Origin of the sequence: Hydrogenophaga sp. PBL-H3 (assembly GCF_010104355.1) — a bacterium.
In the GTDB taxonomy this organism is placed as follows: Bacteria; Pseudomonadota; Gammaproteobacteria; order Burkholderiales; family Burkholderiaceae_C; genus Hydrogenophaga.
This window is the reverse complement of sequence record NZ_CP044972.1, coordinates 1,266,046-1,282,066: the sequence shown is the minus strand read 5'-3', so window position 1 is coordinate 1,282,066 and position 16,021 is coordinate 1,266,046. Positions and strand designations below refer to the sequence as shown.

The 16,021-nt window shown below is 67.8% G+C and carries 8 protein-coding genes; 6 read left to right on the top strand and 2 right to left on the bottom strand.

Annotated elements, in window-relative coordinates; genetic code table 11:
* Window positions 1-33 precede the first annotated feature (33 nt).
* Window positions 34-1,473, bottom strand: coding sequence for a circularly permuted type 2 ATP-grasp protein (locus F9Z44_RS06145; RefSeq protein WP_159604451.1), 1,440 nt, complete (start codon window positions 1,471-1,473; stop codon window positions 34-36).
* A gap of 193 nt (window positions 1,474-1,666) precedes the next feature.
* Here F9Z44_RS06145 and F9Z44_RS06140 point away from each other — a divergent pair, with 193 nt between their 5' ends.
* Complete coding sequence (locus F9Z44_RS06140; RefSeq protein WP_159604450.1) at window positions 1,667-3,586, top strand: sigma-54-dependent Fis family transcriptional regulator; 1,920 nt, start codon at window positions 1,667-1,669, stop codon at window positions 3,584-3,586.
* A 172-nt stretch (window positions 3,587-3,758) separates the two neighbouring features.
* The gene (locus F9Z44_RS06135; RefSeq protein ID WP_159604449.1) at window positions 3,759-5,564 is read left to right on the top strand and encodes an NAD(P)/FAD-dependent oxidoreductase; all 1,806 of its coding nucleotides are present in this window, start codon (window positions 3,759-3,761) and stop codon (window positions 5,562-5,564) included.
* Here the strand turns inward: F9Z44_RS06135 and F9Z44_RS06130 are convergent.
* A complete protein-coding gene (locus F9Z44_RS06130) occupies window positions 5,497-7,983 on the bottom strand; it encodes a DNA internalization-related competence protein ComEC/Rec2 (protein WP_159604448.1) in 2,487 nt (828 codons plus the stop codon). The genes F9Z44_RS06135 and F9Z44_RS06130 overlap by 68 nt on opposite strands.
* Window positions 7,984-8,135: 152 nt before the next feature.
* Between F9Z44_RS06130 and F9Z44_RS06125 the strand changes: the two genes are divergently transcribed.
* The 4 genes from F9Z44_RS06125 (at window position 8,136) to F9Z44_RS06110 (ending at window position 15,945) form a co-directional block, all read left to right on the top strand.
* A complete protein-coding gene (locus F9Z44_RS06125; protein ID WP_159604447.1) occupies window positions 8,136-11,642 on the top strand; it encodes a transglutaminase family protein in 3,507 nt (1,168 codons plus the stop codon).
* Window positions 11,643-11,737: 95 nt separating this feature from the next.
* Window positions 11,738-14,338, top strand: a complete 2,601-nt coding sequence (locus F9Z44_RS06120; protein ID WP_442907257.1) for a circularly permuted type 2 ATP-grasp protein — start codon at window positions 11,738-11,740, stop codon at window positions 14,336-14,338.
* Between the two features lie 92 nt (window positions 14,339-14,430).
* Window positions 14,431-15,408 (top strand): transglutaminase family protein, encoded by a 978-nt coding sequence (locus F9Z44_RS06115; protein WP_159604446.1) that lies wholly within the window; start codon window positions 14,431-14,433, stop codon window positions 15,406-15,408.
* A 69-nt stretch (window positions 15,409-15,477) separates the two neighbouring features.
* The gene (locus F9Z44_RS06110; RefSeq protein WP_159604445.1) at window positions 15,478-15,945 is read left to right on the top strand and encodes a RidA family protein; all 468 of its coding nucleotides are present in this window, start codon (window positions 15,478-15,480) and stop codon (window positions 15,943-15,945) included.
* The last annotated feature ends 76 nt before the right edge of the window (window positions 15,946-16,021 follow it).

Here is a 16,021-nt window from a genome sequence, read left to right as displayed (position 1 = left end):
AGCTGAAGATCCGACCCCAGGTCAATTCGATGTTCAGTCTTCGAGCACCCAGGTGTCCTTGGTCCCGCCACCCTGTGAAGAGTTGACAACCAAAGATCCATCCTTCAGCGCCACGCGCGTGAGGCCGCCGGGCACCATCTGCACCTCCTTGCCGCTGAGCACGAAGGGGCGCAGGTCGATGTGGCGCGGGGCCACGCCGCTTTGCACATAGGTGGGGCAGGTGGACAGCGAAAGCGTGGGCTGGGCGATGTAGCCGCTGGGGTTGGCCTGCACGGCCTGGCGGAAGTCCTCGATCTCGGCCTGGGTCGACGCCGGGCCGACCAGCATGCCGTAGCCCCCGGCGCCATGCACTTCCTTGACCACCAGATCCTTCATGTTGGCCAGCATGTACTTGAGGTCTTCGGCGTCGCGTCCCATGAAGGTGGGCACGTTGTTCAGGATGGGTTTCTGGCCCAGGTAGAACTCGATCATCTTGGGCACGTAGGGGTAGATCGACTTGTCGTCGGCAACGCCGGTGCCCACCGCGTTGCAGATGGCCACGTTGCCGCTGCGGTACACGCCCAGCAGGCCAGCGCAGCCGAGCGTGGAGGTGGGGCGGAACACCAGCGGGTCGAGGAAGTCGTCGTCGACGCGGCGGTAGATCACGTCCACCCGCTTGGGGCCGCGCGTGGTGCGCATGTAGACGAAGTTGTCCTTGACGAACAGGTCTTGCCCCTCGACGAGTTCCACGCCCATCTGCTGCGCGAGGAAGGCGTGTTCGAAGTAGGCGCTGTTGTACATGCCGGGCGTGAGCACCACCACCGTGGGCTCGGCCGTGGTGGCCGGGCTGCTGGCGCGCAGGGTCTCCAGCAGCAGGTCGGGGTAGTGGGCCACCGGGGCCACGCGGTTGGAGCCGAAGAGTTCGGGGAAGAGCCGCATCATCATCTTGCGGTCTTCGAGCATGTAGCTCACGCCGCTGGGCACGCGCAGGTTGTCCTCCAGCACGTAGTACTCGCCCACGCCGTCGGCGTTGGGGGCGCGCACGATGTCGATGCCCGCGATGTGCGAATAGATCTGGTGCGGCACGTCCACGCCCATCATCTCGGGGCGGAACTGCGCGTTCTGGAAGATCTGCTCGGCCGGCACGATGCCGGCCTTGATGATTTCCTGCCCGTGGTAGACGTCGTGGATGAAGCGGTTGAGCGCGGTGACGCGCTGCACCAGGCCTTCTTCCATGCTGTGCCACTCGTGCGCCGGAATGATGCGCGGGATGAGGTCGAAGGGGATGAGGCGCTCGGTGCCGGAGCCGTCCTCGTCCTTGGCGCCATACACCGCGAAGGTGATGCCGACGCGGCGGAAGATCATTTCCGCCTCTTCGCGCCGGGAGGCCATGACCTCCTCGGGCTGCTGAGCGAGCCAGCGAGCGTAGTTCTCGTAATGGGCCCGAACCTCGCTGGGCGAGGCGTTCATTTCGTCAAACATCGGTCTGCTCATGGGCTGTTTTCTCCTGATCACAGCATAGCAAGGAGTGGGCCAGCATTGGCCAATGCTGGGGGTTTCCAGCGTGTTTCCTGCCTCCGGGCACTAACGGAAAACCCTGAGAACCGGGGCGCCCGGGTCGGCATTTAATCGAAAGTCGCGTTGGCCCGGTCCAACTTCTGCAACTGGCCGAACCGGGAGCCCGACCATGAATGCAAGCCAGCATCAACACATTGCAGCGGTGATGCAGGTCGCTGAAAACGGCCTGGGCGCGCCGGTGGCTGCGGGCAACGAGCAGGTCATCCGCGAGTCCTGGCACCGCTGCGTGCACGAACACCAGCTCGACCCCACCCGCATGCAGGAGGCGGTGATCCTGCCGCAGGCCCGTCTGCGGGAACACCAGGACCAGATGGAGGCCTTCCTGCACATCGCGCGCCACGGTCTGGAATCGCTCTACACCAAGGTGGCGGGCCTGGGCTATGTGGTGCTGCTGACCGACGCGCGCGGCGTCACGGTCGATTTCCTGGGCGACCTCGTGTTCGAGCCCAGCCTGCGCAAGGCCGGCCTGTACCTGGGCGCCGACTGGAGCGAACAACGCGCCGGCACCTGCGGGGTGGGCACCTGCATCACCACCGGCCAGGCACTCACCGTGCACCTGGACGATCACTTCGACGCCACCCACATTCCGCTGACCTGCACCACCGCGCCCATCTTCGACAGCCGGGGCGTTCTCAGCGCGGTGCTCGACATCTCTCAGCTGAGCTCGCTGCAGCCCAAGGCCAGCCAGCACCTGGCGCTGCAGCTGGTGCAGATGTATGCGCACGACATTGAAAACGCCGCGTTTCTTCACCAGCACCGCCGCGACTGGATCCTGCGGCTGTCGGCTGCTCCCCAGTTCCTGGATGTGCAGCCCGAGTACATGCTGGCGCTGGACGCCAACGGCCGCGTCATCGGGCACAACCGCCGAGGCCAGCTGGCCTTCCAGCGCCACGCGGGTCAGCCCCTGACCGGCCTGCACTTCGAGGACCTGTTCGATGTGCCGTTTTCCCGCATCGGGGACTTCGTGCAGGCGCGCCCCTCGGACCAGCGCGCGCTCATGCCCATTGGCAAGCGCCAGCTGCTGTTTCTCTCCGCATCGCCCCCGCCCTCGCGCCTGGCCACCGCCCAGACCACCCCGCCCTCGCCACTGCCGCATCCGCTGCGCGCCCTGTCGGCGGGCGACGCCGCGCTCGAACGCCAGATCCACCGCGCCGCGCGGCTGGTGAACTCGCCCATCAGCCTGCTGGTGACCGGCGAGACGGGGGTGGGCAAGGAGTATTTCGCCAAGGCGGTGCACGCCAGCAGCGAGCGGCGCCACCGCCCATTCGTGGCGGTCAACTGCGCCGCCATCCCGGAGAGCCTGATCGAGAGCGAGTTGTTCGGCCACCTGCCGGGCAGCTTCTCCGGTGCCGCGCCCAAGGGCAAGCGGGGCCTGATCCCCGAGGCCGACGGCGGCACCTTGTTCCTGGACGAGATCGGTGACATGCCCCTGCCCTTGCAGGCCCGCCTGTTGCGGGTGCTCTCGGAGCGCGAGGTGCTGCCGGTCGGCGCGCTCAAGCCCGTTCCCGTGAACATCCGCGTGATCGCCGCGACCCACGCGCCGCTGGAGGCGCTGGTGAAGGCCGGGCGCTTCCGCGACGACCTCTACTACCGCCTCAACGGGGCCCACATCGACCTGCCGCCCCTGCGCGAACGCTCGGACCTCGGCGCCATGATCGACCGCATGCTTGACGGCAAGACGCTGACACCAGGTGCGCGCGCCCGGTTGCTGGCCCACCCCTGGCCCGGCAACCTGCGCGAACTGCGCAACGCGCTGGACTTCGCGGTGAGCGTGAGCCGCACGCACACCATCGAGCTGGACGACCTGCCCGAGCTGAGAACACGGGAACCCTTGTCAGGCACCACCGGCTCGGCTGTGCGCCCCACCGCAGACCCGACCTCGGACGAGGCCCTGCTGGAAGCGCTCAGCCTGGCGCAGTGGAACGTCAGTGCCGTGGCGCGGCAACTGGGGCTCTCGCGCATGACGATGTACCGGCGGATGAAGCGCGCGGGCATCGTCTCGCCCAACCGGCAGACCACGCTGCAGTGACACCTGTCACTGGCAAGGTGTCACACCGAGACAGGTGCAACACCCCCGCAATGTTGAAAATATCCCGTTGAATCAACGACTTGAGATCGCCGCCGCCCTGGCACGGGTCTTGTGATGTCTGCACCGGTCGAACCTTCATGTTGAAGGCGACCCACAACAGGAGACAAGACACATGACCCCAACCCCTTCTCAAAGGGCTTCGAGCTGGCTGTCCGATTTCGAGACCGCCTTGTCCACTGGCGACGTCGACGGAGCCACGTCCGCTTTTGCCGAAGACGGTTTCTGGCGCGACCTCGTGGCCTTCACCTGGAACATCCGCACCCAGGAGGGCCGCCCCGCGATCGCGGCCATGCTGCGCGATCGCCTCGCCGACACGGCGCCCAGCCACTTTGCGCTGGAAGGCGAGGCCACCGAGGCCGATGGCATCGTCGATGCCTGGTTCACCTTCGAGACGAAGGTGGCCCGGGGCCGCGGGCACCTGCGCCTGAAGGCCACGCCCGCTGGCGACCAGGCCTGGACCTTCCTCACCACCATGACCGAGCTCAAAGGCTTCGAGGAAAAGCGCGGCGAGAACCGCATCAAGGGCGCCGAGCACGGCTCGAAAAAAGCGCGCAAGAGCTGGCTGGAACTGCGGCAGGACGAAGAGGCGACGCTGGGTTACGAGGAACAGCCGTATGTGGTGATCATCGGCGGCGGCCAGGGCGGCATCATCCTCGCGGCGCGGCTGAAAAAACTGGGTGTGCCCACCATCGTGGTGGAGAAAAACGCACGGGCCGGCGACAGCTGGCGCAACCGCTACAAATCGCTCTGCCTGCACGACCCGGTGTGGTACGACCACCTGCCCTACATGCCCTTTCCGGACGACTGGCCAGTGTTCGCGCCCAAGGACAAGGTGGGCGACTGGCTGGAGATGTACACCAAGGTCATGGAGATCAACTACTGGGGCTCGACCACCGCCAAAAAGGCGCAGTTCAACGAGGCCAAGGGCGAGTGGGAAGTGGTGGTGGTGCGCGACGGCCAGGAAGTGACCTTGCGACCCAAGCAGCTGGTGTTTGCACTCGGTGTGTCGGGCTACGCCAACGTGCCGAAGATCGCGGGCGCCGAGACCTTTCTGGGCGACCAGCACCACTCCAGCAAACACCCCGGGCCCGAGGCCTGCCAGGGCAAGAAGGTCGTGGTGCTGGGCTCCAACAACTCGGCGCACGACATCTGCGCGGCGCTGTGGGAGAACGATGTCGATGTGACCATGGTCCAGCGCAGCAGCACGCACATCGCGCCCTCGAATTCGCTGATGGAGCTGGCCCTGGGCGGGCTGTATTCGGAGCAGGCGGTCAAGAGCGGCATCGACCACCACAAGGCCGACCTGATCTTCGCCAGCGTGCCCTACAAAATCATGCACAGCTTCCACATCCCTGTGTACGACGAGATGAAGAAGCGCGATGCCGACCTGTATGGACGCCTGGAGAAGGCCGGCTTCATGCTCGATTTCGGCGACGACGGATCGGGCCTGTTCATGAAGTACCTGCGCCGGGGTTCGGGCTACTACATCGACGTGGGCGCCTGCGAACTGGTGGCCGACGGCAGCATCAAGCTCAAGAGCGGCGTCAACATCGAACGCATCAACCCCAAGTCGGTCACCCTGACCGATGGCACGGAGTTGCCCGCCGATGTGCTGGTCTACGCCACGGGTTTCGGATCGATGAACCACTGGCTGGCCGACCTGGTCTCGCCCGAGGTGGCGGACCGCGTGGGCAAGGTCTGGGGCCTGGGCTCGGCCACCACCAAGGACCCGGGCCCATGGGAAGGTGAGTTGCGCAACATGTGGAAGCCCACGAACCAGCCGCAGCTGTGGATCCACGGTGGCAACCTGCACCAGAGCCGCCACTACTCGCAGTTCCTCTCGCTGCAGCTCAAGGCTCGCTACGAGGGCTTGTCAACTCCGGTGTACGAGCAGGCGGCGGTGCACCACCTGCGCTGAGCCCGGCGGCCGCAGCAGGACCGGTGTGGTGCCAGTACCGCCGGTCTTGCTCCCGGTGGCAGCGCACGGCATCGGGCTCGGCGCTGCGCCAGGTGGCCGCGCCGCAGTCGGGTGAAGTCACCCAGCGCATGCCGCGCTGCTGGTAGCGCTCCAGCACCGCGGGCGCGGGGTGACCAAAGCGGTTGCGGTAACCCGACTGCACCAGCACCCAGCGCGGTTGCAAGGTATTGAGCAACACCGGGCTGCTGGACGTGAGGCTGCCGTGGTGAGGCGCGAGCAGCACAGTGGCACGGTCATCGGGCCGTGCCAGCGCGAGTTGCACTTCGCGCGCGGCGTCGATGTCGCCACCGAGCCAGGCGCTGTGCTGCGCGCTGGCCACACGCAGCACGCACGACATGGCGTTCGTGCTCAGCAGGCCTTGCCCTTCGGGGCCGTAATCTTCTGGCAGGGGACGCAGCACCTCGAAGCGCACGCCATCCCAGGTCCAGCGCTGACCCGCCAGGCAGCGTTCTGCCGCTTCGGTGCTGTAGGAAGAAAGCCACCGCGCCTGCGGGTGCGCCGCGCGCACCGCCTCGGCGCCACCGGCGTGGTCGCTGTCGCGGTGACTCACCACCACCGCGTCCAGCCGCTCGCCCAGCGCGCGCAGCAGCGGCAGCACCACGCGCTCGCCAGCATCGCTGTCGGGGCCGTAGCTCGGGCCGGTGTCAAACAGCAGGCTGTGCGCTTCGGTGCGCACCAGCACCGCGCTGCCCTGCCCCACGTCCAGTGCGATCAGCTCGAACTGCCCCGGCGCCGGGCGCGGCGGCGCGTACAGCAGCGCGGGCGCCAGCAGCAACAGGCCCGCCGAACGCACCACCCACGGCAGGCGCAGCACCAGCAGCGCACCGCCAGCCACCGCCGCCACGGCCAGGGGCCAGGGCGCGGCGGGGCGGAACACAGCCGCCCAGGACCATTGCCCCAGCCACTGCAGGCCGACCGACATGCCCTGCACCACCCACGCCGCAGCGTCCCACAGCGGCGGCAGCGCCACGCCCAGCAAGGCCAGCGGCGTGATCAGCAGCGTCACCAGCGGAATGGCCCCCAGGTTGGCCAGCAAGCCCACCACCGAAAACTGCCCGAACAGCAGCAGCGTCAGCGGCGCCAGGGCCAGCGTGACCACGCCCTGTTCACGCAGCAGGTTCACCAGCGCCCGCACCGCCCGCCGATGCAGTGGCCCACCCGGCGCAGTGCCCCGCGAACGGCCGGGGTCGGTGGCAAACAGAATGCCCACCGCCACAAAACTGAGCCAGAAGCCCGGTTGCATGAGCGCCCAGGGGTCGAGCAGCAACACCGCCGACATGGCCAGCAGCCACACCACCGGCCACGGCCAGTGCCGCACACCCAGGCGCAGGCCCACCACCACGGCCAGCATGACCACGGTGCGCTGCGCCGGCACGCCCCAGCCGGAAAACAGGGCATAGGCCACCGCCAGCACCACCCCGCCCAGGCCGGCCACCACCGGCACGGGCACCGACAGCAGCGCCTGCGGCCACACCGGCGCCAGGCGACGCCAACCCCAGGCGAGCAGGGCCGTGGCCAGCCAGGCGAACATGGTCACGTGCAGGCCCGAGATGCTCATGAGGTGGGCCACACCGGTGGTGCGGAACAGCGTCCAGTCGGCCCGGTCGATCGCGGACTGGTCGCCCACCACCAGGGCGGCCAGCACACCGGCGCTGCGCGGGTCGTCCACGCGTTCGTCGATGCGCTCGCTCACACTCTGGCGCAGGGCGTCCATGGGATGCAACCCGCTGGCGCCCAGCCGCTGGGGCGCCGGGTCGCGCGGCCCAAGCTTCACATGGCCGGTGGCCTGGAGGCCCTGCTCCCAGAGCCAGCGCTCCCGGTCGAAACCGTGGGGGTTGGACAAGCCGTGCGGGCTGCGCAGGCGCACCGTGAAGCGCCAGCGGTCCCCGGCGCGCACGCCCGGGCCCTGGCGGGTGAACTCCCGCGGCGGCTCACCGGCGGCTGACCCAAAGCCGCTGATCCAGCCCAGCTGGACGCGCTCGGGCAGGTGCACCGGCGCCCCTGCGCGCGCAGCCGACTCCACGATGAAGTCGAACCGCTCGCCCTGCCCCAGGCGCTGCGGCAACGAGGCCACGCGCCCGGTCAGCTCGATGTCGGCCCCTTGCTGGGCCGGGTCCAGCGCCTGGCTGGCGAAGTGCACGGCACGCGCGCCGGTAAGCCCAAAACCGATCAGGCCACCCGCAAGAACAGCCAGTGCCAGGCCCTGGGCACGACCCCTGAAGCGAGAAACAGCCCACAGCGCCATGGGCGCGCACAACAGCAAGGCATACGCCCACCAGGGCCACAACGCCGCCTGCTGCAACTGCAGCGCCACGCCCAGCACCCAGCCCGGCAAGCCCGCCAGCCAAGCCCAACGCATGGTCAGCGCAGCGAGCGCGGCAGCGCCGCAAACGCAGCGCTGGCGCTGCCTTCATCGTTCTTTGGCGCAAGACTTGCTAGGATGAGATCCAGCGCCCACGGTCCCGCCGGTGTCCGACGATTCATTGTTTCCTCCCCGTTGAAAGCCCCCACATGGCCATTCATGTCGCTCTGAGCCACATCACGCATTATCGATACGACCGGCTGGTCAAACTGGGCCCGCAAGTGGTTCGCCTGCGGCCCGCGCCGCACAGCCGCACCAAGGTGCTGTCGTACTCCCAGCGAATCGAGCCCGAAGGCCATTTCATCAATTGGCAACAGGACCCGTTCGCCAACTACCAGGCCCGCCTGGTGTTCCCCGAGCCCACCACCGAATTCAAGGTCACCATCGACCTGGTGGTGGAAATGGCGGTCTACAACCCGTTCGACTTTTTCCTGGAGCCGCGCGCCGAAAACTTCCCGTTCAGCTACGACGAAGAGCAGAAAAAGGAACTCGCGCCCTACCTCGTCACCGCGCCGGTGACCCCGCTGCTCAAGGCCTACCTCGCCACGGTGGACCGCAAGGAGCGCCGCACGATCGATTTCCTGGTCGACGTGAACCAGAAGCTGCAGCACGCCATTGCGTACACCATCCGCATGGAGCCGGGCGTGCAGGCGCCTGAGGAAACGCTCAAGCTGGGCAGCGGCTCCTGCCGCGACACGGGCTGGCTGCTGGTGCAGATCCTGCGCCACATGGGCCTGGCCGCGCGCTTCGTCTCGGGCTACCTGATCCAGCTCAAGTCGGACGTGAAATCGGTCGACGGCCCCAATGGCCCCGAGCAGGACTTCACCGACCTGCACGCCTGGTGCGAGGTGTTCCTGCCCGGCGCTGGCTGGATCGGCCTGGACCCGACCTCGGGCCTGCTCGCCGGTGAAGGCCACATACCGCTGGCCTGCACGCCGCAGCCCTCCAGCGCGGCGCCGGTGGAAGGCGCCATGGACAAATGCGAGGCGGAGTTCAGCCACCACATGGGCGTGACCCGCGTCTACGAATCGCCCCGCGTGACCCTGCCCTACACCGACGACCAGTGGGCCGGCGTGGTGGCGCTGGGCGAGAAGGTTGACGTGGACCTGAAGAAACACGACGTGCGCCTGACCATGGGCGGTGAGCCCACGTTTGTCGCCACCAGCGACCGCGACGCGGGCGAATGGAACACCGACGCGCTCGGTCCGACCAAACGCGGTTACGCCACCGAACTGCTGGACCGCCTGCGGGTGGAATACGGCACCGGCGGCTTCGTGCACATGGGCCAGGGCAAGTGGTACCCGGGCGAACAGCTGCCGCGCTGGGCGCTCTCGATGTTCTGGCGCGCCGATGGCGAAACCATCTGGAGCAACCCCGCGCTGCTGGCCGACGAGCGCGACGAGAAGCACTACACCAGCGACGATGCGCGCCGCTTCACGCAGGCCCTCGCGCGCAAGCTCGGCCTGTCCACGCAGTACATCACCCCCGGTTTCGAGGACACCTGGTACTACCTCTGGCGCGAGCGCCGGCTGCCGGTCAACGTGGATCCTTTCGACGCCAAGCTCGACGACGAACTGGAGCGCGCTCGCCTGCGCCGCGTGTTCACCCGGGGCCTGGAGGCCACGGTGGGCTATGTGTTGCCGCTGCAGGCCTCGGGCCCCAACGGCGCCTTGTCCAACAACGGCAAGAGCAACTACGCGCGCATCTCGGGCACGGTGTGGTCCACCGGGCCCTGGTTCTTCCGTGATGAGCGCATGTACCTGGTGCCGGGCGACTCGCCCATGGGCTACCGCCTGCCGCTGGACTCCCTGCCCTGGGTCTCGGCCGGCGACTACCCGTACCACATCGAACAAGACCCGCACACCGCGCGCGACCCACTGCCACGCGGCGCCGCCGTGAAGCACCAGGTGTCACCGCACCAGGTGGGCGGTGGCTTTGCCGAGGGCGGCACGGTGTCGATGCAGGGCATGGATTTCGATCCCGACAGCGAGACCGTGGAAGGCCTGCGCCCGGGTCAGCCAGGCCCCGGCGCAGCACCGGCGCAGGCCTTGTCGGCACGCTTTCCGCAACGCGCCGAATCGGCCGCCTGGCTCACCCGCACCGCGCTGTGCGTGGAAGCCCGCGACCCGCACCGCGCCAACGGCCCCAAGGCCGAGAAGGCCGGCGGCGGCAAGATTCAGCACCTCTACATCTTCATGCCGCCCATGGCGCACCTGGAGGACTACCTCGATCTGCTGGCTGCGGTGGAAGCCACGGCAGAGCGCCTGGGCGTGACCGTGGTGCTGGAAGGCTACCCGCCACCGCGCGACCCGCGCCTGAAGATGTTGCAGATCACGCCCGACCCGGGCGTGGTGGAGGTCAACATCCACCCCGCCCACACCTGGGGCGAACTGGTGGAGCACACCGAGTTTTTGTACGAAGCCGCGCACCAGACCAAGCTGTGCGCCGAGAAGTTCATGACCGATGGCCGCCACACCGGCACCGGTGGCGGCAACCACTTCGTGATGGGCGGCGCCACGCCGGCAGACTCGCCGTTCCTGCGCAAGCCCGAGCTGCTCGGCAGCCTGATTGCCTACTGGCACAACCACCCCTCGCTGTCGTATTTGTTCAGCGGCCTCTTCATCGGCCCGACCAGCCAGGCGCCGCGCGTGGACGAAGCGCGCAACGACCAGCTGTACGAGCTAGAGATCGCGCTGGCCCAGATCGAGAAAAACCGCACCACGTATGGCGACCACATGCCGCCGTGGATGGTCGACCGCACGCTGCGCAACATCCTGATCGATGTGACGGGCAACACGCACCGCAGCGAGTTCTGCATCGACAAGCTGTACTCGCCCGACACACCCACCGGCCGCCTCGGCCTTCTGGAACTGCGCGCGTTTGAAATGCCGCCGCATGCGCGCATGAGCATCGCGCAGCAGCTGCTGCTGCGCGCCCTGGTCTCGCGCTTCTGGCAGCAGCCCTGGCACGGCCGCCTCACCCGGTGGGGCACCGAACTGCACGACCGCTACCTGCTGCCCACCTATGTGCGCATGGACTTCGAGGACGTGCTCACCGACCTGGCCGACTTTGGCTACAAGTTCGATATGGCCTGGTTCGACCCGCACTTCGAGTTCCGCTTCCCCATGGTCGGCCAGGTCGCCGCGCGCGGCATCGAACTCACCTTGCGCAGCGCGCTGGAGCCCTGGCACGTGATGGGCGAAGAAGGCGCACCGGGCGGCACCGTGCGCTATGTGGACTCGTCGCTGGAGCGCATCGAAGTGCGCGTGAACGGCTGGAACGACAGCCGCCACGTGATCACCTGCAACGGCCGCGCCATTCCCATGCAGACCACCGGCACCGCCGGCGAGTATGTGGCCGGTGTGCGCTACAAGGCGTGGAGCCCACCCTCGGCGCTGCACCCGTCCATTCCGTCGCACGCACCGCTCACGTTCGACATCGTCGACACCTGGATGAAGCGCTCCATGGGCGGATGCCAGTACTTTGTTGCCCATCCGGGCGGACGCAACTACGACACCTTCCCGATCAATGCCTACGAGGCCGAGAGCCGCCGCATGTCGCGCTTCTTCCAGATGGGCCACACGCCCGGCCACATGGATGTGAAACCGGCCAGCAGCAGCCGCGAGTTCCCGACCACGCTGGACCTGCGTTACTGACCGGGCACCGGGTGAAATGCCCTGTGTGACGCAAGCAACAAGGCGGTCACCCGGGCGGGGTACCGCCTGCGGGCCAGCGGGCATACTCGGGTGCAGTGAACAACGACGCCTCCGACTCCCTGTTTGACGAGTTCAGTCCCGACCATCCCGGCGACTGGGCTTTGTCGTTGTCGGTCCCGGCCGATATGGGTCACCGAGACGAGTTGCGCGCTGGTGGCAAGCCCGGGAGCGATGAACTGGCGCCGCACTGGGCCAGCTTCTTCGAGCACATCGGTACCGACGGATTCAAGGACCTGAATCGCCGCAGCGACAACCTGCAACGCCAGATCCGTGACAACGGCGTCACCTACAACGTCTATGCCGACGCGTCGGCCGGCCTGCAGCGCCCCTGGGCGCTCGATCTTTTCCCCACACTGATCGGCCCCCAGGACTGGGCACAGATCGAAGCCGGCGTGTTGCAGCGCACGCGCCTGCTCAACGCCATCATGGCCGACCTGTACGGCGAGCGCGAACTGCTCAGGCGCGCGCTGCTGCCCGCCGCGCTCGTGCAGGGCCACCCCGGTTATCTGCGCTCCATGCAGGGCGTGAAGCCGCCGGGCGACACCTGGCTGCACATCGTGGGCTTCGATCTGGCCCATGGGCCCGATGGCCGCTGGTGGGTGGTGGGCCAGCGCACCCAGGCGCCCTCGGGCCTGGGTTACCTGCTGGAAAACCGCATCGCCATCGCGCGCCAGTTCCCCAAGGCCTTTGCGGGCATGAAAGTGCAGCGCCTGGCCGCAAGCTACCGCGCGCTCATGGACGGCATCAAGCGCATGGCGCCCGAAGGCGAAAACGCGCGCATCGCGCTGCTCACGCCCGGCCCCTACAACGAAACCTATTTCGAACACGCCTACCTGGCGCGCTACCTCGGCCTCACGCTGGTCGAGGGCAGTGACCTCACCGTGCGCGACCAGCGCCTGTACCTCAAGACGCTCAGCGGCCTGGAGCCGGTGCACGCGCTGATCAAGCGGCTGGACGACGAGTGGCTCGACCCGCTGGAGCTGCGCTCCGACTCGCGCCTGGGCGTGCCCGGCTTGCTGCAGGTGCTGCGCGCGGGCAATGTGCTGCTGGCCAACGCGCCGGGCTCGGCGCCACTTGAATCGAGCGCCATGCTCGGCTTCCTGCCGGCCATCAGCCGCCACCTGCTGGGCGAGGAGCTGGCCATGCCTTCCCTGGCCACCTGGTGGTGCGGCGAAGATGCGGCCTTGCGCGAGGTGCTGCCCCTCATCAAGAGCAGCGTGATCAAGCCAACCTACCCACGCTCGGGCCTGGACACCGCCATGGGACAAAGCCTGAGCGAGCGTGAACTGGACGAGTGGTCCGGGCGCATGGCGCGCCACCCCGACAACTACACCGTGCAGTCGTGGTTGCCGTTGTCGCAAACGCCCACTTGGTCGGGCGAGCGGCTCATGCCGCGCTCGTCCATGCTGCGGGTGTTCGCGCTGGCCGATGGCGCCGGCTCCTGGCGCGTGCTGCCCGGTGGCCTGGTGCGCCTGGCTCAGCGCGGTGAACTCATCGCCGCCATGCAGCGCGGTGGCAGCAGCGCCGATTGCTGGGTGCTCACCGAAGGCCCGGTGGACCACACCAGCCTGCTGCAGTCGGCCCCCAGCACGCTGGCGCTGGCACAACAAAAACGCCCTGTGACGAGCCGAGCCGCTGAAAACCTGTTCTGGCTGGGCCGCTACACCGAGCGCGCGGAAAACAGCGTGCGCCTTGCGCAGATCGTGCTCAACCACCTCGGTGGCGAAGAACCGAATTCACGCCCGCTCATGGCCTGGCTCACGGCCACCGCCACCGAAAACGCACTGGTCCTCTCCGAAGCCCCGGCCGCCACCGTCTCACCGCGCGTGTTTGCGCGCAGCCTGATCGCCGCCCTCGCTCCCAAGGCCTCCGACCCCCTTGCCGCCAGGTCGCACAGCGTGGGCTTCAACCTGCGCGCGCTCAAGGCAGCGGCGGCACAGGTGCGCGAGCGCCTGTCGCAGGAACACTGGCACCTGATCGAACGCACCGAAACCGGCTTTGCCCGCGATTGCGCAGCCCTCTCGGCCGAGGCCGAATACACAACTGCAGAAGCCCTGACCGCACTGCAGAACGCCAGCGAACTGCTCGCCGCCATCACCGGATCGCAGACCGACCGCATGGTGCGCGACGACGGCTGGCGCCTGCTCTCCATGGGCCGCCACATCGAACGCCTGGTCACGCTGTCGCGCGCGCTGTCGCTGGCGCTCGAACATGGCTGCGTGCACGACCAGGCGGGCTTCGAGGCCGTGGTGGCGCTGTTCGACAGCACCATCACCTTCCATGCGCAGTACCAGCAGCGGCGTGACATGGTGGCGCTGATCGACCTGCTTGTGATGGACCGCGACAACCCACGTTCGCTGGCCTGGGTGGTGCAGACGCTGCGCTCGCGCCTGGCCAAGCTGGCCAACAGCGCCACGCCGCAAGACGCCGTGCTGGCGCAGGGCCTGCCCAACCCCGACACCTGGGTGCTGCAAGACCTGAGCAACTGGCAACGCAGCCCAGAAGGCTTGCGCACCTGGAGCGAGCTTGCCGAGCTGCTGGACGGCTGTGAGATCGCGGCGGTGGAACTCTCCAACGAACTCAGCCGCCTGCATTTCAGCCACGCCGATCTGCGCAATCAGTCCCTCGGAGTCTAGGAACATGAGCCCCCGCGCTCCGCACTTCGTGTCGTCGCTGCCCCCCGAGGGGGCGCTGGCCCTCCTTGGGACGGCCCGGCGGAGGTCCTGACATGCTCCTGCGCATCCTCCACCGCACCCGCTACCGCTACCACGGCTCGATCGACCTGGCGCAGCACATGGTGCACCTGTGCCCGTTGAGCACGCCGAGCCAGCGCCTGATCGAGAACGAACTGCGCATCGATCCGATGCCCGCCGCGCGCAGCCAGACCACCGACGTGTTCGGCAACCAGCGCACCTTCTTTTCGCTGCAGGCCGCGCACAACGTGCTCACCGTTGAGGCCGACAGCCTGGTGGAGACCCGCGCGCACCAGCCGCTGCCCCAGGCACCGCCCTGGCGTGGCATGACCTGGGAACGTGTGCGCGAGCATTTCCGCTACCGGGCCAACGCCCCCTTTGATCCGGCCGCCGAGTTCCTGTTCGCCTCGCCTTACGTGCCGCGCGACGATGCCTTTGCGGCCTTCGCACGCCCCGCGTTCAAACCTGGCTTGCCCGCGCTGGCCGCGGCCCAGGCGCTGATGGAGCTCATCCACACCGAATTGACTTACGAGACCGCCAGCACCGAGGTCAACACACCCGCACTCGTTGCCCTGGCCCAAGGCAAGGGCGTGTGCCAGGACTTCGCCCACATCATGCTGGGCTGCCTGCGCACGCTCGGCCTGCCGGCTCGCTATGTGAGCGGCTATCTGCTCACGCGCCCGGCCCCCGGCAAGGTGCGCCTGATCGGTGCCGATGCCTCGCATGCCTGGGTCTCGGTCTACGTGCCCGTGGTCAACGAGCTGGATGAAGGCGAAGAACACGTGACCAGCGGCGCCTGGTTCGACTTTGACCCCACCAACAACCGCTGCGGCTGGGGCAGCCCCGGCGAGGACTACGTGACGCTGGCCACCGGGCGCGATTTTGGCGACGTCTCGCCCATGCGTGGCGTGATCCAGAGCGGCGCAGAGCACACGCTTCAGGTGGCGGTGACCGTCGCACCGCCTGACGAACTGAAAGTGCTTGAAGCGCGAGAGACGGAACCCAAAGCCTGAGTCCCGCGCAGACTGCCCCGCACGGGGGTCGTCATTAGAATGGGCCGCTCATTCTTCTGGAGCCTTCCCATGAGCATTTACGACAAGCTGTCCCAACTCGGCATCGTGCTGCCGCCCGTCTCGGTGCCCGCAGCGGCCTACGTGCCCTTCGTGCAGACCGGCAACCTCATCTTCCTGAGCGGCCACATCGCCAAACAAGATGGCAAGCCCTGGGTCGGCCAGCTCGGTCTGACCATGACCACCGATGAAGCCAAGCCCGCTGCTCGCGCCGTGGCCATCGACCTGCTCGGCACCCTGGCCGCAGCCTGCCTGGCCGCCGGCAAGACGCTTGACGACGTCAAGCGCATCGTCAAGGTGCTCAGCCTTGTGAACTCCACCGCCACCTACACCGAGCAGCACCTGGTCACCAACGGCTGCAGCGAACTCATCGGTCAAGTCTTCGGCCCGGTCGGCGCGCACGCGCGCAGCGCGTTTGGCGTGGCGCAGCTGCCCATGGGCGCTTGTGTGGAGATCGAGCTGATCGCAGAGCTCGGTTGACCCCAAGAACTTGTTGCCCCCCGCGCGCCTCACGGCGCTCCCCCCTGAAGGGGGGCGGCATCTGGGGCCGGCGGAG

Coding starts and splice junctions, on each gene's coding strand:
- F9Z44_RS06125 (WP_159604447.1), top strand. CDS start 8,136: ATGGCCATTCATGTCGCTCTGAGCCACATCACGCATTATCGATACGAC.
- F9Z44_RS06140 (WP_159604450.1), top strand. CDS start 1,667: ATGAATGCAAGCCAGCATCAACACATTGCAGCGGTGATGCAGGTCGCT.
- F9Z44_RS06145 (WP_159604451.1), bottom strand. CDS start 1,473: ATGAGCAGACCGATGTTTGACGAAATGAACGCCTCGCCCAGCGAGGTT.
- F9Z44_RS06130 (WP_159604448.1), bottom strand. CDS start 7,983: ATGCGTTGGGCTTGGCTGGCGGGCTTGCCGGGCTGGGTGCTGGGCGTG.
- F9Z44_RS06135 (WP_159604449.1), top strand. CDS start 3,759: ATGACCCCAACCCCTTCTCAAAGGGCTTCGAGCTGGCTGTCCGATTTC.
- F9Z44_RS06110 (WP_159604445.1), top strand. CDS start 15,478: ATGAGCATTTACGACAAGCTGTCCCAACTCGGCATCGTGCTGCCGCCC.
- F9Z44_RS06115 (WP_159604446.1), top strand. CDS start 14,431: ATGCTCCTGCGCATCCTCCACCGCACCCGCTACCGCTACCACGGCTCG.